We start from the raw sequence: 19,742 nt of genomic DNA, 5'->3' as shown, positions 1-19,742 counted from the left end.
AAATCGTTACGCTACGGAACTAAGGGTTTTGAGCCCTGTCCGCGTGTTTTGAGGATGTGCGCGCGGCTGTGATCAGCGATACTCGCCAGGTTTTCATGCCAAGAAACAATGAGGATGCCGATGCCGCTGCAACGCCTGGACAGCTTGTCCGATATCGCTGCGCACACGTGGGATGCCCTGATGCCACAGGCCCAGCCGTTTATGCAGCATGGGTTTCTGAGTGCGCTGGAAGACAGCGCCAGCATCGGCCCGCATTCGGGCTGGCAGACGGAGCACTTGCTGCACTGGGAAGGCGACCGGTTGATGGCGGCATTGCCGGGTTATCGCAAATGGCATTCTTATGGCGAGTACGTGTTCGATCATGGTTGGGCCGACGCCTGCGAGCGCGCCGGCATCGACTATTACCCCAAGTTGCTGACGGCCGTGCCGTTCAGCCCGGTCGGTGGGCCGCGGGTATTGGCTGCCAGTGCCGCCGACGCTTTTGAGTTGCTCAATAGCCTGCCGGGTTATCTGCAGATCGAAGGCCTGTCGAGCGCCCATATCAACTTTACCGATGCCTTCGCCGATCAAGCCATGGCCCAACACCCCGGCTGGTTGCAACGCTTGGGTTGCCAGTTTCATTGGCAAAACCGAGGCTACCGCGACTTCCAGGATTTCCTCGACGCGCTGAGTTCACGCAAGCGCAAACAGATGCGCAAAGAACGTGAACAAGTGGCAGGGCAGGGTATCGAGTTCGAGTGGTTGCAAGGCCATGAGCTGAGCGAAGCCCAGTGGGATTTTGTCTACGCCTGCTACGCCAACACCTACGCGGTGCGCCGGCAATCGCCCTACCTGACCCGCGCATTTTTCAGCCTGCTGGCTGAGCGCATGCCCGCAGCCATCCGCGTAGTCTTGGCCAAACAAGGCACGCGCCCGGTGGCCATGGCCTTCAGCCTGCTTGGCGGCGACAGCTTCTATGGCCGCTACTGGGGCTGCCTGGCTGAATTCGACCGCCTGCATTTCGAAACCTGTTTCTACCAAGGCATGGATTACGCCATCGCCCACGGCTTACAGCGCTTCGATGCAGGTGCCCAGGGGGAGCACAAATTGATTCGCGGGTTTGAGCCGGTGATTACGCGGTCATGGCACTACTTGCGCCACCCGGGGTTGAAGAGTGCCGTGGAGGATTTTCTTGAGCGAGAGCGGGTGGGGGTTCTGGCGTATGCCGAAGAGGCGAGGGCGGCCCTGCCTTATCGGCACTCTGACGGCACGTGAAACACCCTGTAGGAGCGAGCAAGCTCGCTCCTACAGGGATTGGGTCAAGCTGTTTTTTCTGCACCCAACCATCGGTACGTAATGCCGCCGATCACCGCGCCGAGGATCGGCGCGAGCCAGAACAGCCACAATTGTTGCAGCGCCCAGCCGCCGACAATCAACGCAGGCCCTGTGCTGCGGGCCGGGTTGACCGAGGTGTTGGTCACCGGGATGGAGATCAGGTGGATCAGCGTCAGCCCCAGGCCAATGGCGATGGGCGCGAAGCCTGCCGGGGCTCGACGGTCGGTGGCGCCAAGGATGATCAGCACGAACATCGCCGTCATCACCAGCTCACAGACAAAGCCTGCCGCCATTGAATAACCTCCGGGTGAATGCTCGCCATAACCATTGCTTGCCAGCCCGGACGCTAGCTCGAACCCAGGCTTGCCGCTGGCGATGAAGTACAGCAGTGCGGCGGCGATGGCGCCACCGATCACTTGCGACACGATGTAGGCCGGCAACTCCCTGGCCGGGAATCTGCCGCCGACCACCAACCCCACCGAGACGGCCGGGTTAAGGTGACAGCCGCTGATATGCCCGATGGCAAATGCCATGGTCAGCACCGTGAGCCCAAAAGCCAGGGACACCCCGAGCAGGCCGATGCCAACGTTGGGGAACGCTGCGGCCAATACCGCACTCCCGCAGCCACCCAACACCAGCCAAAACGTACCCAGTCCTTCCGTTACGGAACGTTTGAACAGTGACATGAACACTTCCTTAGATTGCTCTATCTGATTAACGGTCTGTGTGGCTTCCCTGCCGCCTTAAATCAGGGCCCTCCTGGGGCCTGATTGCAGTACAGCAGGATTGTGTCGCAAGACCAGCCAGATAGAGAAAGCTGTCAGAATTGTTCGGAATTGAGCGGGGCTTTACCCAGCGAAATCAGTCTATGCCGACAAAACCCCCGGTCTGATGCTGCCATAACCGCGAATAAAGCCCGCCGTATGCCAGCAACTCGGAATGGCTGCCGCTCTCGGCAATCTGGCCTTTTTCCAGCACCACCAGGCGGTCCATTCGTGCGATGGTCGACAACCGGTGTGCAATTGCGATCACCGTCTTGCCCTGCATCAAGGTTTCCAGGCTCTCCTGGATCGCCGCTTCTACTTCCGAGTCCAGCGCGGAGGTGGCTTCGTCCATGATCAGGATCGGCGCGTCCTTGAGCAGCACGCGGGCGATAGCGATACGCTGGCGTTGCCCGCCGGAGAGTTTCACCCCGCGTTCACCCACATGGGCATCCAGCCCGGTGCGGCCCTCGGAATCCGACAGCAGCGGGATGAACTCATCGGCGCGGGCCTTGTGCACCGCCGCCCAGAGTTCTTCGTCAGTTGCGTCGGGCTTGCCATACAGCAGGTTGTCGCGGATCGAGCGGTGCAGCAACGAGGTGTCTTGGGTGATCATGCCGATCTGCGCGCGCAGGCTTTCCTGGGCCACTTCGGCGATGTCCTGGCCGTCGATGAGAATGCGTCCGCCCTGCAGGTCGTACAGGCGCAGCAGCAGGTTGACCAGCGTCGACTTGCCCGCGCCGGACGGGCCGATCAAGCCGATCTTTTCCCCGGCCTTGATCTCAAGGTTGAGGCCGCCAATGATTCCGCTCTTCTTGCCGTAGTGGAAGTCCACCTGCTCGAAGCGCACCTGGCCGTGGGGCACCGTCAGGCGCGGAGCGTTTTCACGATCGACCACGGCCAGTGGCTGGGCGATGGTCTTCAGGCCGTCCTGCACGATACCGATGTTTTCGAAGATGCCGTTGACCACCCACATGATCCAGCCGGACATGTTGACGATGCGGATCACCAGGCCGGTGGCCAGGGCAATCGCGCCCACGGAAATCAGCGACTGTGTCCACAGCCACAGGGCCAGGCCGGTGGTGGTGACGATCAGTAGGCCGTTCAGAATACAGATTACGGTGTCCATGCTGGTGAGCACGCGGGCGGCCAGTTGGGTTTTTTCGGTCTGCTCGATGATCGCTTGCTTGGCGTATTCCTGTTCATTCTGGGTATGGGCGAACAGCTTCAAGGTGGTGATATTGGTATAGCCGTCAACAATTCGGCCCATCAACTTGGAGCGCGCCTCCGAGGAGACCACCGAGCGTTCTTTCACCCGAGGCACGAAGTAACGCAAGGCCAGGCTGTAGCAAACGATCCAGGTGATCAGCGGAATCATCAGCCGCCAGTCGGCCTCGGCAAACAACACCAGGGCACTGATGGCGTAGATCGACACGTGCCAAATAGCTTCTGCGGTCGCCACCGCCGAGTCACGCAAGGAGTTGCCGGTTTGCATGATCCGCTGGGCGATGCGCCCGGCAAAGTCGTTCTGGAAGAAATTCAGGCTCTGTTTGAGCACGTAGCTGTGGTTCTGCCAGCGAATCAGGCTGGTCATGCCGGGATTGATGGTCTGGTGCACCAGCAAGTCATGCAGGCCGTTGAAGAGCGGGCGCAACAACAGGGCCACCACGGCCATCCAGATCAGCTCGGCGCTGTGGATCTGGAAGAAATTCGCCGGTGGCGTGCCCTGGGCCAGGTCGATGATGCGGCTCAGGTAGCTGAACAACGCAACTTCGATCAGGGCTCCGACCAGTCCCACTACCAAGAGCGCGGCGAAGCACGGCCACACCTGACGCAGGTAATAGAGATAGAAGGGCAGGACTTTTTCGGGAGGGGCCGCGCTGGGGGCGTCGCGGAAAATATCGATCAGTTGTTCAAAACGACGATAGAGCATTAGGTTTGACGCCCGCCGGGCGGGCTCTCCTTTCAAAGGTGCACGGTGCCATGCGGGCACCGTGCAAAGCTGCCTGCGGACCTCAGTCGATGCGCTTGGCCGACTTGATGATCACAGGATCGATAGGCACGTTCTGCATGCCTTGCTTGGTGGTGGTCTGGGAGTTGACGATGATGTCGACCACGTCCATGCCCTTGACCACTTTGGCGAACACGGCATAACCGGCATCGCGGCCCGGATCGAGGAAGGCATTGTCGGCCACGTTGATGAAGAATTGGCTGGTGGCCGAGTTCGGGTCATTGGTGCGAGCCATGGACAAGGTGCCACGCACGTTATGCAGGCCATTGCTGGCTTCGTTCTTGATCGGTGCTTCGGTCGGCTTTTGTGACATTTGCTGGGTGAACCCGCCGCCCTGGACCATGAAGCCCGGGATCACGCGGTGAAAGATCGTATTGGTGTAGAAGCCCTTGTCGACATAGGCCAGGAAGTTCTTGGTGCTGATCGGCGCCTTGACCGGGTCCAGTTCGATTTCAATCTGGCCGTTGGTGGTGTCGAGCAAAACATGTGGCGCCTTGGCCGGCTCAGCTGCCATCAGGTTGGCAGCAAACAAGGCGGAACCGGCAAAGAAGGCGATTTTTTTCAGCATGGGTCAGTGGTCCTGGGTAGTGGTTTCGACGGTCTTTAGAAAGTCGAGCAAGGTCGCGTTAAAGACCTCGGGTTGATCCAAGGGCGTGGCATGGCGGGAATCTTCGATGACCACCAGCCGCGCATCGGGCAGCAGTTTTACATAGATTTCTTTCTGCGCCACGGGGGTGTAGTCATGGTCGGCGCTGATGACCAGGGTTGGACAGGTAATTCTCGACAGTTGTTCCTGCACGCCCCAGCCCACAATGGCGTCGAAGCTGGCGAGATAAGCACGTTTGTCGTTTCTTGCCCAGCGCTCGGCCATCTTGCGGCGCAGGTCGGCCTGCTCAGGTTTGGGGAACAGCCGATCGCCCAGGGCCTTGCCGATGGTGCCCAGGCTGAGCACACGGGCCAGGGTCCAGCGTTTGGCCCACTGCCAATAGTCATCGGCACTGCGCACCTTGACCTCAGGCGTGCTGTTGACGATGCACAGGCTCTTGACCCGCCGGGGTTCATCCACCGCCAGTTGGAAGGCGATCATGCCGCCCATGGATAAACCCACCACGTGGGCCGCTGGCAGGTCGAGGTGTTCGATCAGCGCGATCAGGTCGAAGGTAAACCCCTTGATGCTGTAGCGCTCCCGGGGTTTGGCCGAGCGACCATGGCCGCGCACGTCAACCACGATCAGGTGGTAGTGTCGGGCGAGTACCGGTACTTGCAGTTCCCAATCCTGGCTGCTGGAGCCCAGGCCGTGGATCAGGATCAGCGGGTTGCCATGGCCATATTCTTCGTAATGCAGGCTGCAGCCTTCATGGTCGAACCAGGCCATGGATGAACTCCGTTTCAGGCTTGTTGAGGAGCGGCGAAGGGCGCGTCCAGGGGAGCGGTGTCAAAGGTGCGCAGCAATTCCACGAGGATCTGCGTGGCGGGCCCCAAGGGTTTGTCTTTGTTGGAGTACAGGTAAAACGTCGGGTTGCGACTGCCACCTTTTTCCAGGGGAAGCTGCTTGAGCACGCCCTCCTTGAGTTCGCGCTCGATCATGTGCCGGGGCAGCCAGGCAAAGCCCAGGCCGCTGGCGACGAAGGTGGCCGCGGTAGCGAGGCTGCCGACGGTCCAGCGCTGTTCGGCGCCGAGCCAGCCGACGTCGCGCGGTTGTTGGCGGCCGGAGTCACGGATCACCACCTGCATCTGGCTCTCCAGGTCGTGGAAACTCAGCTCACGGTTGAGGCGATGCAGCGAGTGATCGGGGTGGGCCACGGCGACGAACTCCACATCGCTCATTTCCGTGCCCAGGTAGCCCGGGATGATAAAACCGCAAATGGCCAGGTCCGCCATGCCGTCGAGCAGCAACTCTTCGACGCCGGACAGTACTTCTTCGCGCAGGCGCACCCGGCAGCCACGGCTTTGCGGCATAAAGGCGGTTAATGCGCGAACGAGACGTGCGCTGGGGTAGGCGGCGTCCACCACCAAGCGCACTTCGGCTTCCCAGCCCTGTTCCATATGATGAGCGAGGTCTTCCAGCTGGCTGGCGTTTTTCACCAATTGGCGGGATCGGCGCAGCAGCACCTCACCGGCCTCGGTCAGCACCGCCTTGCGCCCGTCGATACGCAGCAAGGGGACGCCGAGTTGGTCCTGCATGCGCGCCACGGTGTAGCTCACTGAAGATTGCGAACGATGCAGCGCTTCGGCGGCTTGGGCAAAGCCGCCATGGTCGACCACGGCTTGCAAGGTGCGCCATTGATCGAGGGTAACGCGGGGCGCTTTCAAGATGAGCTCCTCTTGTCCTAAGCTGGCGGTCCTTATTGGAGACTGCCGAATGAGAAAATTGTGTTGTGTGTTGCTGGCGCTGCTGCCGATGAGCGCGTTTGCCTATCCTATCGACGTGACGAAAAAGATCGATGGCGTGAGCATTGATTACACCGCCTCCGATGTGGACGGCGACATCAGTTCGATCCAGCTGAACAACTACGGCGCCCAGGACGCGGTGTGCAAGGTCACCTTTACCAACGGCCCGGAATCGCCACGCCGTCGTACCGTGACCGTGCCTGCTGGCAAAAGCACTAACACCACGGTCAAGTTCAACCGCGCCATCATCAAGATGCGTATTGCCCTGGACTGCGCGCCAAAATAAAGCAACAGCGGAGCGTGCTCACAGGAATACTCCGCTTATAAACAAATTTCTAGATGGGTTGTAGCAGTTTTTTGCGCTTTTTTATCGAATAGGCCCTGGTTAACCTTCTCTCCATCGACTTACAGCAATTACCGATGGAGCCTACGAAGCCATGTCCAATGTCCTGATCATCGAAAGCAGTGCGCGCCAGCAGGATTCCATTTCCCGCCAGCTCACCCAACAGTTCATCAGCCAATGGCAAGTCGCCCATCCGGCAGACCGCATCACCGTGCGCGACGTAGCGCTCAATCCGGTACCCCATCTGGATGCCAACCTGCTGGGCGGCTGGATGAAACCGGCGGAGCAGCGTAACGACGACGAACAGGTGTCCCTGGACCGCTCCAACGAGTTAACTGACGAACTGCTGGCCGCCGACGTGTTGGTGATGGCCGCGCCGATGTACAACTTCGCCATTCCGAGCACCCTTAAAGCCTGGCTGGATCACGTGTTGCGGGCGGGTGTGACCTTTAAATACACCGCCACCGGGCCCCAGGGTCTGTTGACCGGCAAGCGCGCTATCGTGCTCACCGCACGCGGTGGTATCCACACTGGCGCCACCTCGGATCACCAGGAACCGTACCTGCGCCAGGTCATGGCATTTATCGGCATTCATGACGTTACCTTCATTCACGCCGAAGGCGTCAACCTGGGCGGCGACTTCCAGGAGAAGGGCGTCAATCATGCCAAGGCGCAACTGGCCCAGGTCGCCTGAGGCGTTAATCGTCAGATAATCCCGTGCTGCTTATATAGCGCCACGCAAACCCTTCAAGTACGCGTATCGAACCTCCCTTTGCACTTTTGCTCCTGAGTGCTCCCGCCCGACTGCCGCTTTAGCGAGGTCGGGTTTTTTTTGCGCCGAGTTTCTTCAAAAACCAAAAAGCTTTAATGTCGCGCCCATTCGAAACGAGGCGCGCATGGGCTATCTACTGGTTGTCACCCTGATTCAGGCATTTTCCTTCAGCTTGATTGGCGAATACCTCGCCGGTCACGTCGACAGTTACTTTGCGGTGCTGGTGCGCGTGGTGCTGGCCGGGCTGATCTTTATTCCGCTGACGCGCTGGCGCTCGGTGGAGCCCGCGTTCATGCGCGGCATGTTGGTGATCGGTGCATTGCAGTTCGGCGTGACCTACGTATGTCTGTACCTGAGCTTTCGTGTGCTGACGGTGCCGGAAGTGCTGCTGTTCACCATCCTCACGCCGCTGCATGTGACCCTGATCGAGGACGCGCTTAATCGCCGCTTCAATCCCTGGGCGCTTGTGGCGGCCCTGGTGGCGGTGGGCGGTGCGGCGGTGATTCGTTTCGATCAGATCACCCCGCATTTCCTGATGGGGTTCTTGCTGCTGCAATTGGCCAATTTCACCTACGCCGCCGGGCAAGTCATGTACAAGCACCTGGTGGCGCGTTATCCCAGTGACCAGCCGCACTTCCGGCGTTTCGGTTATTTCTACCTGGGCGCCTTGATGGTGGTGTTGCCGGCGTTCCTGCTGTTCGCCAAGGCTGACTTCCTGCCGCAAGCGCCGCTGCAATGGGGCGTGCTGGTGTTCCTAGGAGTGGTCAGTACCGCGCTGGGCATGTACTGGTGGAACAAGGGCGCCTGCCTGGTCAATGGCGGCACCCTGGCGGTGATGAACAACCTGCATGTGCCGGTGGGGTTGCTGCTGAACCTGCTGATCTGGAACCAGCACGAACCGCTGGGTCGTTTGGCCCTGGGCGGTCTGGTGATTCTGGGGGCGGTGTGGATCAGCCGGCTGGGTGTGCGTCGGGCGGTGCCGTCTCCATCGTGATCACCACTTTGCCTTTGGCACGGCCTTGTTCGACGTAGTCCAGGGCCGCGGCTGTGGATTCGAAAGGGAAGGTTCGGTCGATGACCGGCCGGATAATCCCCGACTCGACCAGCGTGGTGATTTCATCCAGTTGCGCGCCACTGGCGCGCATGAAGACAAAGTCATAGCTCACGCCTTGCTTGCGCGCTTTCCTGCGGATACCGCTGCTCAACACGCCCACGACCAGGCCCAATACCCAGGGCAGGTTCTGGGCGCGGGCGAAGGCGGGTGTCGGCGGCCCGGAGATGGAGATGAGCTGACCGCCGGGCTTGAGAATCTTCAGTGACTTGGCCAGCGCATCTGGGCCCAGGCTGTTCAGCACCACATCGTAATCCCGCAGCACGGTCTCGAAGGCTTGCTGTTTGTAGTCGACCACCACATCTGCGCCCAACGCTTTGACCCACTCCACATTGGCGGTGCTGGTGGTGGTCGCGACAAAAGCGCCCAAATGCTTGGCCAACTGGATGGCGATACTGCCCACCCCGCCTGAGCCCGCATGAATGAACACTTTCTGGCCTTTCTTCAGCTTCGCGGTTTCCACCAGCACCTGCCACGCCGTGAGCGCGACCAGGGGCAGGGCCGCGGCTTGCTCCATGGTGATGTTGTCGGGTTTGCGCGCCAGTGCGTCTTCGTGCACGGCAATCCGCTCGGCGAAGGTGCCGATACGTTGCTGGGGCGGGCGAGCGTAGACTTCGTCCCCCGGCTTGAAGCGTCGTACCGCCGCGCCGACGCTGAGCACCACGCCGGCCAGGTCATTGCCCAGTGTCAACGGCAACGCATAGGGCAGGATCAGTTTGAATTCGCCCTTGGCGATCTTTGCATCCAGCACATTGACGCTGCTGGCCCGCACCTGAACCAGCACGTCATGCTCACCCACAACAGGCGCGGGGGCCTCGGTGAGGCGGCCGGGCTGTTTGCCGTACCGTTCGATGGAAAATGCCTTCATGGTTCAACGCTCGTTGCTTCGGTGAGAAGGGGCAGGCGCGCAGCACGCCTGCTACCGGTTGTTCAGGCGTTGGCCAGGTAACGCTCGGCAACCTCGGACTGCTTGATCTGTGCCAGCAAGCCTTGCCGCGCAGCCTGCAACGCGTCCCAACGGGCGCCGTCCTGCAACGGCGGAATCGTCACCGGCTCGCGGCGATCAAAACCCACCAACGCCGCGTCCACCAGATCGCCCACTTCCATCACGTCCGTGAGGGTGTTGATGTCAATGCCCGCCCGCTCCCAGATCTCGGTACGCGTGGCGGCGGGCAGCACGGCTTGCACGTACACGCCTTTGGGCGCCAGCTCCAGGCTCATGCCCTGGGACAGGAACAGCACGAACGCCTTGGTCGCGCCGTATACCGTCATGCCGAATTCCGGGGCCAGGCCCACTACCGAGCCAATGTTGATGATAGCGCCGTTGCCCGCTGCCGCCAGGCGCGGGGCGATGGCACTGGCCAGGCGCACCAGTGCAGTGGTGTTGAGGGCGACCAACTGCGCGACGCTGTCGGTGGACTGTTCGATAAAACCGCCAGACTGCGCGGCGCCGGCATTGTTGACCAGGGTGCCAATGTTGGCGTCCTCGCGCAGGCGCGCTTCAACTGCTGCCAGGTCAGCGGTCTGGGTCAGGTCGGCGGGGAGGATATCAATGCTGACGGCATGCTGTTCGCGCAGTCGGGCAGCGAGCGCTTCCAGGCGCGTGATGTCACGGGCGACCAGTACGAGGTCGTGGCCGCGTGCGGCAAAGCGTTCGGCGTAGGCGGCGCCAATGCCGGTCGAAGCGCCAGTGATCAGAACGGTGTTGGAAGTACTCATGGTGTGATGCTCTGTGAGTGCGAGGAGGTTTTATGATGTCGATCATAATCAAAGCTGTCAACGGTTTTGATTATGATCGACATCATAGTAATATGCCTATCTCGCACGCTGTCAGGACCACAGACATGAAGATCACCAAGGCGCAGTCACAGAGCAATCGGGCCCATATCGTCGCGACAGCTTCCGAGTTGTTTCGCGAGCGGGGTTTCGATGGGGTGGGCGTGGCCGAGTTGATGGCTGCGGCCGGTTTTACCCAAGGCGGCTTTTACAAGCACTTCGGTTCCAAGGCGGACTTGATGGCGGAAGCAGCCGCTAACAGCCTGGCGCAGTCACTGGCCGACAGCGCGGAGAGGGAGGTGGAGCAGTTTTTCGAGGTTTACCTGTCCAGGCAGCACCGCGACCATCGCGGCGGCGGATGCACATTGGCGGCGTTGTGTGCCGATGCCGCCCGTCAGTCGGACACGCTGAAGGCGACCTTTGCCGAGGGTTTGGAAAATACCCTGCAGGCCCTGGAGGCAAAGTACAACGCGGCTCATGACGGGCCAAAAGAAGACGTGCGGGCGAAAATGCTCGACAGCATGGCCCATGCCATCGGCGCAATCATGTTGTCGCGGGCGTGCCCGGATGATTCCGCCCTGGCCGATGAAGTGCTTGAGGTGTGCCGCAAGGAGATTACGGCATCACTGCCGTAATCCCGCGTGCATCACCTCATGCCGTTTCGGCCACGGGTACCTGAGTGGCCCCGGCCAATGCAGGCAGCACGCCGGCCCGCAGGTCGTTGCCGCTCGGTTGTTGATACAGGCTCAGCCCGAACTCCGGCAACACTGCCAATAGATAATCGAAGATATCGCCCTGGATCCGCTCGTAATCGCCCCACGCCGTGGTGCGGGTAAAGCAGTAGATCTCCAGCGGCACGCCCTGGGCGGTGGTTTGCATCTGGCGCACCATGCAGGTCATGTTCGGCTGGATGTCCGGGTGGCTTTGCAGGTACGCCAGGGCGTAGGCGCGGAAGGTGCCGAGGTTGGTCATGCGCCGACGGTTGGCCGACAGTTGCGCGCTGTGGCCCTGGGCCTCGTTCCAGGCCTTGAGTTCGGCCTGTTTGCGGCTGATGTAGCCGCTGAGCAAGTGCACCTGGGTCATGCGCACTTCTTCCTCATCGTTCAGGAAGCGTACGCCGCTGGCGTCGATGTACAGGCTGCGCTTGATACGGCGCCCACCGGAGGCCTGCATGCCACGCCAGTTCTTGAACGACTCGGACATCAGGCGCCAGGTGGGGATGGAGACGATGGTCTTGTCGAAGTTCTGCACCTTCACCGTGTGCAGGGTGATATCCACCACATCGCCATCGGCCCCGACCTGGGGCATTTCGATCCAGTCACCGACGCGCAGCATGTCGTTGCTGGTCAATTGCACACTGGCGACGAACGACAGCAGGGTGTCCTTGTACACCAACAGAATCACCGCCGACATCGCACCCAGGCCTGAGAGCAGCAACAGTGGCGAGCGGTCGATCAGGGTGGCGACGATGATGATCGCGCCGAACACGAACAGCACCATTTTCGCCAATTGCACATAGCCCTTGATCGAGCGGGTGCGTGCGTGTTCGGTGCGTGCGTAGATATCCAGCAGCGCGTTGAGCAGGGCACTCATGGCCAAAACCATGAACAGAATGCTGATCGCCAGGGCGACGTTGCCGATGAACAGGATGGCGGTCTTGCTCAGGTCCGGCACCAGGTACAGACCGAACTGGACCACCAGCGACGGCGTCATTTGCGCCAGGCGATGGAAGACTTTGTTATGCCGCAGGTCGTTCAGCCAGTGCAGGGCCGGCTGCCGGCCGAGCAATTTGACCGCGTGCAGGATGAGGTAACGGGCGACCCGTCCCACCACCAATGCCACCACCAGCAACACCAGCAAGCCGAGGCTGGAATGCAGGACCGGGTGTTCATCTAGGGCGCCCCAAAGGTCTTGGACGTTGAGCCAGAGCTGTTTGATATCCATGCGTGAACCGATTCTTCTGTAAGACAACACGGGGCGATTAGAGCATTTAAGTGCAACAAAGTTGACGCTCTGGACAAAATCGCTGACAAAAAAGCAGCTGATTAGCCCCGTTCGCGTAAAGAAACTCGGTTTGGGCGCCCGAAACCGGTAACCTATGCAGCTGATATTTGTATTTCTTCGAGGTAGCACCCGTGTTTTCCCAATTCGCCCTGCACGAACGCCTGCTTAAAGCCGTGGCCGAGCTTAAATTTGTCGAGCCTACGCCTGTGCAAGCAGCGGCCATCCCGCTCGCGCTGCAAGGGCGTGACCTGCGGGTGACGGCGCAAACCGGCAGCGGCAAGACCGCCGCTTTCGTCCTGCCGGTACTTAACCGCCTGATCGGCCCGGCCAAGGTGCGCGTCAGCATCAAGACCCTGATCCTGCTGCCGACCCGCGAGCTGGCCCAGCAAACCCTGAAGGAAGTCGAACGCTTTTCGCAGTTCACCTTCATCAAGTCCGGCATCATCACCGGTGGCGAAGACTTCAAGGTCCAGGCCGCGATGCTGCGCAAGGTGCCGGACATCCTGATCGGCACCCCAGGGCGCATGATCGAGCAACTCAACGCTGGCAACCTTGATCTCAAGGAAGTCGAAGTGCTGGTGCTCGACGAAGCCGACCGCATGCTCGACATGGGCTTTGCCGATGATGTGCAACGTCTGGTCGGCGAGTGCGTCAACCGCCAGCAGACCATGCTGTTCTCCGCCACCACCGGTGGTTCGACCCTGCGCGACATGGTCGCCAAGGTGCTGAACAACCCTGAGCACTTGCAGGTCAACAACGTCAGCGACCTGAACGCCACCACGCGTCAGCAGATCGTTACCGCTGACCATAACGTGCATAAAGAACAGATCCTGAACTGGTTGCTGGCCAACGAGACCTACCAGAAGGCCATCGTGTTCACCAACACCCGTGCCGCCGCCGACCGTATCTACGGGCGCCTGGTTGCGCAGGAATACAAGGCGTTCGTGCTGCACGGCGAGAAAGACCAGAAGGACCGCAAGCTGGCCATCGACCGTCTCAAGGCGGGCGGCGTGAAGATCCTGGTGGCCACCGACGTTGCCGCGCGCGGCCTCGACGTGGACGGCCTGGACCTGGTGATCAACTTCGACATGCCCCGCAGCGGCGACGAATACGTGCACCGCATCGGCCGTACCGGACGGGCCGGCAACGATGGCCTGGCCATCTCGCTGATCTGCCACGGCGACTGGAACCTGATGTCGAGCATCGAACGCTACCTGAAGCAGTCGTTCGAGCGCCGCACCATCAAGGAAGTCAAAGGCACGTACACCGGGCCGAAGAAGGTCAAGGCGTCGGGCAAGGCCGTTGGCGTGAAGAAGAAAAAGACCGACGCCAAGGGCGACAAGAAAAAAACCGCCGCCAAGTCACCGACCAAGCGCAAGATCGCCAACCGGCCGAAGACCGACAACCTGTCGCTCGTCAGCAAGGACGGCATGGCCCCGCTCAAGCGCCGCAAGCCAGAAGCTCCGGCTGCCGAATAAGCAGGCGGGCCTAAAAAAACCGGACGATGTCCGGTTTTTTTTCGCCATCAGCGTCGCGCTGTGCTCAACGCTTCCCCGCAGCTTCTCTGAGCTCCTTGAGCCGCGCATCGATCAACTGGCACTTGTCGGGAAACTCGGCGCTTTCGGTATCCAGGTCCATCTTCTGTAACTGGTCATTCATCTCCTTGGCCTTGGTCGGGTTCTGCTCGGTGAGCTTGGTCACTTCCTTGGCCAGTTCCTCCCGCTTGGCCGTGGCCTCCTCGGGCGTGCAGCCCCAGGCGGGCAGGGCGCTTATCAGCGTGGCGGCGAGAGTCAGCTTCATCAAGGTTTTCATGGTCGGACTTCCTTGGCAGTGATGTGCAGTTGAGGTGGCAAACCTCTGCAAAGTTCAGAGAAATGACGCCCGTCCGTTTGGTTGAACGGCCCGTGCCGGAACGTGTCACTCCCTAAGACGGGCTAACTCCATCGGCCTGCAGGAGGAATCAGGATGACGACTTACAATTGGGATCTGATCGAACGTCTGCTGCATGAAGTGCAGAACGGCGAGGGCAGCTTTGCCCCGCGCAAATACGCCGAACAGGAAGCGGCCGAGAAGGCGACGGCCGGCGAGGACACTGGCAACCTGGACGCGCTGAAGAAGACCGCTGCCGACTACGAGGCGCTGCTGTTCAAGCGTGGCTTTATTGAGTCGCGGCCTGAGGAAGAGGGCGGCAATGGCGAGAACTTCATCCTGACGGCGCTGGGGGCGCAATTGCTGGCGCTGATCGACAGTTCGATTCCGGGCAATGATCATCCGCGTCAGGTGTTGGATGAACAAGCGGATGCGCTTGATCCGGCAACGTTCGCGGAAGTGGCCTCAAAAGCCCAGATCGCCTGATCCTCTTATGCCCCCGGCGCCCCTGAGGGTGCCGGGTGAACCTGTCGAATCGGTAATCTGCCGCTAAGGTTGCTGACAGCCGGCGACTCCTAATCTGCTGCCATTCAACTCACGGACTTGAATCGGCATGCACTCCACAACCTCCAGACGCACATTCGTCAAAGGCCTGGCCGCAGGCGGCCTGTTGGGCGGGCTCGGGCTTTGGCGCCCCCCTGTGTGGGCACTGATCAGCCCCGGCCAGCCCACGGTGCTCGCCGGCAGCGAGTTTGACCTGTTTATTGACCAGACCCCGGTCAACCTGACAGGCCAACCGCGCACCGCGTTGACCGTCAACGGCAGCCTGCCCGGCCCGCTGTTACGCTGGCGGGAGGGCGACACCGTGACCCTGCGCGTGAAAAACCGCCTTGGCGAGCCCACTTCGATCCACTGGCACGGCATCCTGTTGCCATCGACCATGGACGGCGTGCCCGGCCTGAGCTTCAAGGGCATCGAACCGGGCGGCCTTTACGTTTACCAGTTCAAGGTCAAGCAGTACGGCACCTACTGGTACCACAGCCATTCCGGGCTTCAGGAGCAGCAGGGCGTGTACGGTCCGCTGGTTATCGATCCCAAGGAACCCGAGCCTTATAGCTACCAGCGCGATTACGTGGTGATGCTGTCGGACTGGACCGACGAAGACCCCGTCGCCCTGATGAAAACCCTCAAGAAGCAGTCCGATTACTACAACCTGCACAAACCCACCCTGGGCGATTTTATCCGGGATGTGGGCAAGCAGGGCTGGTCGGCCACGGCTGCCGACCGGCTGATGTGGGCGCAAATGAAGATGAACCCCACCGACCTTGCGGACGTCAGCGGCGAGACCTACACCTACTTGCTCAACGGCCAGCCGCCTGGACAGAACTGGACCGGAGTGTTCAAGGCGGGGGAAACGATTCGCCTGCGTTTTATCAATGGCTCGGCGATGACCTATTTTGATGTGCGCATTCCAGGGTTGAAAATGACCGTCATCGCCGCGGATGGTCAGCCGGTAAAGCCGGTAAGTGTCGACGAGTTCCGTATCGCCGTGGCGGAAACCTACGACGTGCTGGTCGAGCCTGTGGCAGAGGCTTACACCCTGTTTGCTCAGTCCATGGACCGCACAGGCTATGCCCGTGGCACCCTCGCCCGGCAGATGGGAGCGACCGCCTCAGTTCCACTGCTTGATCCGCGCCCGTGGCTGACCATGGAGGACATGGGCATGGGCGGCATGGACCACGGTGCCATGGCCGATATGCCGGGCATGGAAGGCATGGATCACAGTGCCATGGGCGCGATGGCCATGCAGAAACACCCCGCCAGCGAGCAGAACAACGCGCTGGTAGACATGCAGGCGATGAACCCGGTGCCCAAGCTGGACGACCCTGGAATCGGCCTGCGCCACAATGGCCGCCGGGTGCTCACCTATGCCGACCTGCGCAGTACCTTCGAAGACCCCGATGGCCGCGACCCCTCCCGCACCGTCGAATTGCATCTCACCGGGCATATGGAAAAGTTCGCTTGGTCGTTCAATGGCGTGAAGTTTTCCGATGCCGAGCCCTTGCAACTGACTTATGGCGAGCGCGTGCGGGTGGTGCTGGTCAACGACACCATGATGGCCCACCCGATTCACCTGCATGGCTTATGGAGCGACCTGGAGGACGAAAACGGCCAGTTCCTGGTGCGCAAACACACCATCGACATGCCACCGGGCTCCCGTCGCAGTTACCGCGTCACCGCCGATGCCTTGGGGCGCTGGGCCTATCACTGCCACCTGCTGTACCACATGGAAATGGGCATGTTCCGCGAGGTGCGCGTGCATGAATAAGGAAGCGAGCATGAACCGTTGCGTCTCGTCCCTTTGCATCGCTTTCGCCACGCTGGGGTTCGCCCCATGGGCGTTGGCGGCCGAGGATGAACTTCAGGGCATGAGCCCGGCGACGCCAGCGCTGGCGCAAAGCCGTACGCCGATTCCGGCGCTGACCGACGCAGACCGCGCAGCGGTCTACAACGCGCCGGGAGGGCATCAGGTGCACGACGGCGGCGTCAACTCGATGCTGCTGGTCAACCAGTTGGAATGGCAGGGTGGCGACGGCAACGCGCAGAGTTGGGACATCAAGGGTTGGGTCGGCGGTGACATCGACCGGTTGTGGCTACGCAGTGAAGGCGAACGCAGCGCCGGCCGCACTGAAAGCGCCGAAGCCCAAGCGTTATGGGGGCACGCAATCAGCCCGTGGTGGGATGTGGTCGGCGGCGTGCGCCAGGACTTCAAGCCCGGTGCTAGCCAGAGCTGGGCGGCCTTTGGCCTACAAGGCATGGCGCTCTACAACTTCGAGGCCGAAGCCACGTTGTTTGTCGGCGAATCGGGGCATACCGCCGCACGCCTTGAGGGTGACTACGACATTCTGCTCACCAATCGCCTGATCCTGCAGCCGACCGCCGAACTCAACTTCTATGCGCAGAACGATCCGCAACGCGGCGTTGGTTCGGGCTTGGCGGAAAGTGAACTGGGCCTGCGCTTGCGCTACGAAGTTCGCCGCGAGTTTGCGCCATATGTCGGTCTCAGCTGGAACCGCACTTATGGCCAGACCGCGCAATACGCACGGGACGAAGACGAAGACATCAATCAACTGCGCTGGGTCGTCGGCGTGCGCTTGTGGTTCTGACGGGTTTCCCTTTTTATTATTCGCCGCCTGGCGCGGCCTGGAGTCTTGCATGTCTATGTTGAAAACCACGCTGCTGGGTGCTGCGCTGTGGGTAGGTTTAAGTCTTAGCCTGCCCGCTTCGGCCCACCCCAAGCTGCTGTCATCCATTCCGGCGGCAGGCGCACAGGGCGCCGCTCCCGCAGTGATTGAATTGCATTTCTCAGAAAACCTGCTGACCCAGTTTTCCGGGGCCAAGTTGATCATGACCGACATGCCGGGCATGCCCAATTCGCCGATGCCGGTGAAGGCCAGCGTGTCGGCGAGCAGCGACCCCAAGGTGATGTTGATCAAGCCGGTCTCCGCACTTACCACCGGCAGCTATCGGGTGGATTGGCGTGCCGTGTCGTCCGATACACATCCGATCACCGGTAATGTGGTGTTCAGCGTGCAGCCATGAGTGAGCTGATCTCCATCGCATTGCGCTTCGCGCTCTATCTCGACCTGATGATGCTATTTGGATTGGGACTGTTCGGCCTTTATGGTCTGCACGCTGAGCAACGTAGATGGCTCAATCTAAGGGCATGGATGGGATTGACGGGCGGCTTGGGGCTGGCGTTTTCGGTGGCGTCGCTATTGGTCATGACCCAATCCATGAGCGGCGCCACTGATTGGCAGGCGCTATGGCCGCATGTGCAGATGATGCTGTGGCAGACCGACTTGGGGCTGACGTGGTGGGTGCGTATCGCGGCGCTGGTCCTGGCGGCACTGAGCACTCATCTGGCGCTGGCCACGCTGTCGGCTGGCGTGGCGTTGGCCACCCTGGTGTGGACAGGGCACGGCGTAATGCACGAAGGCGTGCAAGGTGTGTGGCATATCGTCAGCGACAGTGCACACCTGTTGGCAGCGGCGGGTTGGGTGGGGGCGTTGGCGGCATTCGGTTTGTTGTTGATGCCTGCGCCGTTGCCACAGGATGATCGAGTGCAGGTTCTGGCCAGCGCATTGGCAGGCTTTGAGCGCATTGGCGCGGGATTTGTCTTGGTGCTGATCGGCACTGGCGTTGCCAATTATCTGTTTGTTGTCGGGCCGAATCTGGGGGGCATCAACGGCGGAGTCTACGCGGTGCTGCTATGCCTGAAGCTGGGGTTGTTCGGCGTGATGCTGGCCTTGGCGGCGCTCAATCGCTTTCACCTGACGCCGCTTCTGCAACAATCTATCGCGGCGGGCGATTATAACGTGGCGATCCGTGCGTTACGGCGCAGCATGGCCCTGGAGTTTGGCGCTGTGGTGCTCATCCTTGGCCTGGTGGCCTGGCTGGGCACCTTGGCGCCTGACTAAGACTGTGCGCTTTTCAGGCATTTAAGCGTCTGGAAGTCGCTGCGGACCTTGTCGATTTTCTGGGTGAGTTTCACGCGCTGCGCTGGGGAGCTTTGGGCCATCACGTCCACGAGCAAGCCGCGCGCGGCGGCTTCGGTCTGTGCGTAGGCGGCGCGGTATTGCGGGGTCCACAGGCTTTCGCGATCCACCAGCAGTTGCTGGATTTTCTGCGGGAAATCGGCATTGTGGCGTTGTTGCAGCGCCTCGATAAATTGCGCCTGCCAATGGGCGCGGTTGCCGATCCACGCTTGGTTTTGCGCGCCCAACTCGGCCGACCAGGCCGTGACGCGGTTTTGCTGGCCTGGGCTCAACGGGCCGATCCAGGCGTCCAGGCGCTTGCTCATACGCTCGGCGCGTTCCTTGATTTGTTGAGCCAGTGGTGGCTTGAGGTATTCGTCCTGGCGCTTGCGCAGGTCCTTGGCCAGAGCATCGCTCATGTCTTTGACCTGCTGATCGTCCAGGCCTTGCAGCAATTGCACAGCTGAGGGCGTGATTTCCCGAGCAATCTCGGCAATTGCCTGTTTGGCTTCGACAGTACGGGTTTGCAATGCGGCGTCGGTGACCTGGTTACTGTCGACCATCTGCTGCAGGCGGTCGAGCCAGTCCAGGTAGCCAGGCAATTGCGTGGTGCAGTGCCAGGCCAGGTGTTCCTTGAGGGTGTCGTTGAACCAGCTCTTTTGCCCGGCATTCATGTCCAGGTAGTCGTTGAGGGTCCAGGGGATGATCACGTCGAGGTTACGGTAGGCCAGGCCCAAGCGATTGCAGCCGGCGAGCACCAGGCTCAGGGTCAGCAGTACCATCAGGAGTTTGAGCCGGCGCAACATGGGCAGGTCCTTGCATGGAGGGCGTTAATGCATGTGAACCTGCGCG

The 19,742-nt window shown here is 60.9% G+C and carries 21 protein-coding genes; 11 read left to right on the top strand and 10 right to left on the bottom strand.

Going from position 1 to position 19,742, the window contains the following annotated elements:
* Window positions 1-120 precede the first annotated feature (120 nt).
* Window positions 121-1,254 carry a GNAT family N-acetyltransferase gene (locus tag AC4PS6_RS21670; protein ID WP_336826938.1) on the top strand — a complete coding sequence of 378 codons (1,134 nt, stop codon included), beginning with the start codon at window positions 121-123 and terminating at the stop codon, window positions 1,252-1,254.
* Window positions 1,255-1,298: 44 nt separating this feature from the next.
* Here AC4PS6_RS21670 and aqpZ read toward each other — a convergent pair whose 3' ends face one another.
* The 5 genes from aqpZ to AC4PS6_RS21645 form a co-directional block, all read right to left on the bottom strand.
* Window positions 1,299-2,000 (bottom strand): aquaporin Z, encoded by a 702-nt coding sequence (gene aqpZ / locus AC4PS6_RS21665; RefSeq protein ID WP_019820470.1) that lies wholly within the window; start codon window positions 1,998-2,000, stop codon window positions 1,299-1,301.
* Between the two features lie 175 nt (window positions 2,001-2,175).
* Window positions 2,176-4,008, bottom strand: coding sequence for an ABC transporter ATP-binding protein (locus AC4PS6_RS21660; protein WP_003193125.1), 1,833 nt, complete (start codon window positions 4,006-4,008; stop codon window positions 2,176-2,178).
* A gap of 82 nt (window positions 4,009-4,090) precedes the next feature.
* A complete protein-coding gene (locus AC4PS6_RS21655) occupies window positions 4,091-4,654 on the bottom strand; it encodes a peptidylprolyl isomerase A (protein ID WP_014719428.1) in 564 nt (187 codons plus the stop codon).
* A 3-nt stretch (window positions 4,655-4,657) separates the two neighbouring features.
* A complete protein-coding gene (locus AC4PS6_RS21650) occupies window positions 4,658-5,461 on the bottom strand; it encodes an alpha/beta fold hydrolase (RefSeq protein ID WP_032903108.1) in 804 nt (267 codons plus the stop codon).
* Between the two features lie 14 nt (window positions 5,462-5,475).
* Window positions 5,476-6,399: a PA3225 family LysR-type transcriptional regulator gene (locus AC4PS6_RS21645; protein ID WP_014719426.1), complete on the bottom strand. Its 924-nt coding sequence runs from the start codon at window positions 6,397-6,399 to the stop codon at window positions 5,476-5,478.
* A 49-nt stretch (window positions 6,400-6,448) separates the two neighbouring features.
* On the opposite strand from AC4PS6_RS21645, the gene AC4PS6_RS21640 reads away from it, so the two are divergent.
* The 3 genes from AC4PS6_RS21640 to AC4PS6_RS21630 all read left to right on the top strand — a co-directional run bounded on the left by AC4PS6_RS21640 (window position 6,449) and on the right by AC4PS6_RS21630 (window position 8,586).
* Window positions 6,449-6,763 (top strand): 3-phosphoglycerate kinase, encoded by a 315-nt coding sequence (locus AC4PS6_RS21640; protein ID WP_014719425.1) that lies wholly within the window; start codon window positions 6,449-6,451, stop codon window positions 6,761-6,763.
* Window positions 6,764-6,914: 151 nt separating this feature from the next.
* Entirely contained in the window at window positions 6,915-7,514 is a 600-nt protein-coding gene (locus AC4PS6_RS21635; protein ID WP_014719424.1) for an FMN-dependent NADH-azoreductase, read from the top strand.
* A 202-nt stretch (window positions 7,515-7,716) separates the two neighbouring features.
* Window positions 7,717-8,586, top strand: a complete 870-nt coding sequence (locus AC4PS6_RS21630) for a carboxylate/amino acid/amine transporter (RefSeq protein WP_014719423.1) — start codon at window positions 7,717-7,719, stop codon at window positions 8,584-8,586.
* On the opposite strand, the gene AC4PS6_RS21625 is transcribed toward AC4PS6_RS21630, so the two are convergent.
* Window positions 8,543-9,571: an NADP-dependent oxidoreductase gene (locus tag AC4PS6_RS21625; RefSeq protein ID WP_032903109.1), complete on the bottom strand. Its 1,029-nt coding sequence runs from the start codon at window positions 9,569-9,571 to the stop codon at window positions 8,543-8,545. The genes AC4PS6_RS21630 and AC4PS6_RS21625 overlap by 44 nt on opposite strands.
* Window positions 9,572-9,633: 62 nt before the next feature.
* Window positions 9,634-10,422: an SDR family NAD(P)-dependent oxidoreductase gene (locus tag AC4PS6_RS21620; protein WP_020302667.1), complete on the bottom strand. Its 789-nt coding sequence runs from the start codon at window positions 10,420-10,422 to the stop codon at window positions 9,634-9,636.
* Between the two features lie 125 nt (window positions 10,423-10,547).
* Between AC4PS6_RS21620 and AC4PS6_RS21615 the strand changes: the two genes are divergently transcribed.
* A complete protein-coding gene (locus AC4PS6_RS21615) occupies window positions 10,548-11,114 on the top strand; it encodes a TetR/AcrR family transcriptional regulator (RefSeq protein ID WP_014719420.1) in 567 nt (188 codons plus the stop codon).
* Window positions 11,115-11,130: 16 nt separating this feature from the next.
* Here the strand turns inward: AC4PS6_RS21615 and AC4PS6_RS21610 are convergent, their stop codons facing one another.
* The gene (locus tag AC4PS6_RS21610) at window positions 11,131-12,423 is read right to left on the bottom strand and encodes a mechanosensitive ion channel family protein (RefSeq protein WP_014719419.1); all 1,293 of its coding nucleotides are present in this window, start codon (window positions 12,421-12,423) and stop codon (window positions 11,131-11,133) included.
* Window positions 12,424-12,614: 191 nt separating this feature from the next.
* On the opposite strand from AC4PS6_RS21610, the gene AC4PS6_RS21605 reads away from it, so the two are divergent.
* Complete coding sequence (locus tag AC4PS6_RS21605; RefSeq protein ID WP_014719418.1) at window positions 12,615-13,961, top strand: DEAD/DEAH box helicase; 1,347 nt, start codon at window positions 12,615-12,617, stop codon at window positions 13,959-13,961.
* Window positions 13,962-14,025: 64 nt separating this feature from the next.
* Here AC4PS6_RS21605 and AC4PS6_RS21600 read toward each other — a convergent pair whose 3' ends face one another.
* The gene (locus AC4PS6_RS21600) at window positions 14,026-14,295 is read right to left on the bottom strand and encodes a hypothetical protein (RefSeq protein ID WP_032903111.1); all 270 of its coding nucleotides are present in this window, start codon (window positions 14,293-14,295) and stop codon (window positions 14,026-14,028) included.
* 153 nt (window positions 14,296-14,448) lie between these two features.
* Between AC4PS6_RS21600 and AC4PS6_RS21595 the strand changes: the two genes are divergently transcribed.
* The 5 genes from AC4PS6_RS21595 to copD all read left to right on the top strand — a co-directional run bounded on the left by AC4PS6_RS21595 (window position 14,449) and on the right by copD (window position 18,833).
* Complete coding sequence (locus AC4PS6_RS21595; protein WP_014719416.1) at window positions 14,449-14,838, top strand: hypothetical protein; 390 nt, start codon at window positions 14,449-14,451, stop codon at window positions 14,836-14,838.
* Between the two features lie 127 nt (window positions 14,839-14,965).
* On the top strand, window positions 14,966-16,681 hold the full coding sequence (locus AC4PS6_RS21590; protein WP_038451094.1) for a copper resistance system multicopper oxidase: 1,716 nt from the start codon (window positions 14,966-14,968) through the stop codon (window positions 16,679-16,681).
* Between the two features lie 10 nt (window positions 16,682-16,691).
* Window positions 16,692-17,519: a copper resistance protein B gene (locus AC4PS6_RS21585; protein ID WP_336826951.1), complete on the top strand. Its 828-nt coding sequence runs from the start codon at window positions 16,692-16,694 to the stop codon at window positions 17,517-17,519.
* A gap of 49 nt (window positions 17,520-17,568) precedes the next feature.
* Window positions 17,569-17,955, top strand: a complete 387-nt coding sequence (gene copC / locus AC4PS6_RS21580; protein ID WP_003193103.1) for a copper homeostasis periplasmic binding protein CopC — start codon at window positions 17,569-17,571, stop codon at window positions 17,953-17,955.
* A complete protein-coding gene (copD, locus tag AC4PS6_RS21575) occupies window positions 17,952-18,833 on the top strand; it encodes a copper homeostasis membrane protein CopD (RefSeq protein ID WP_003193101.1) in 882 nt (293 codons plus the stop codon). The genes copC and copD overlap by 4 nt, the downstream gene beginning before the upstream one ends.
* Here the strand turns inward: copD and AC4PS6_RS21570 are convergent.
* Window positions 18,830-19,696, bottom strand: a complete 867-nt coding sequence (locus AC4PS6_RS21570) for a DUF6279 family lipoprotein (protein ID WP_336826939.1) — start codon at window positions 19,694-19,696, stop codon at window positions 18,830-18,832. The two genes, copD and AC4PS6_RS21570, sit on opposite strands and share 4 nt — an antisense overlap.
* Window positions 19,697-19,742: the final 46 nt, after the last annotated feature.

This window comes from Pseudomonas sp. DW-iso17 (assembly GCF_058725345.1).
Note: the sequence above shows the minus strand (reverse complement) of the source record. Positions and strands in the feature narration are given on the sequence as shown.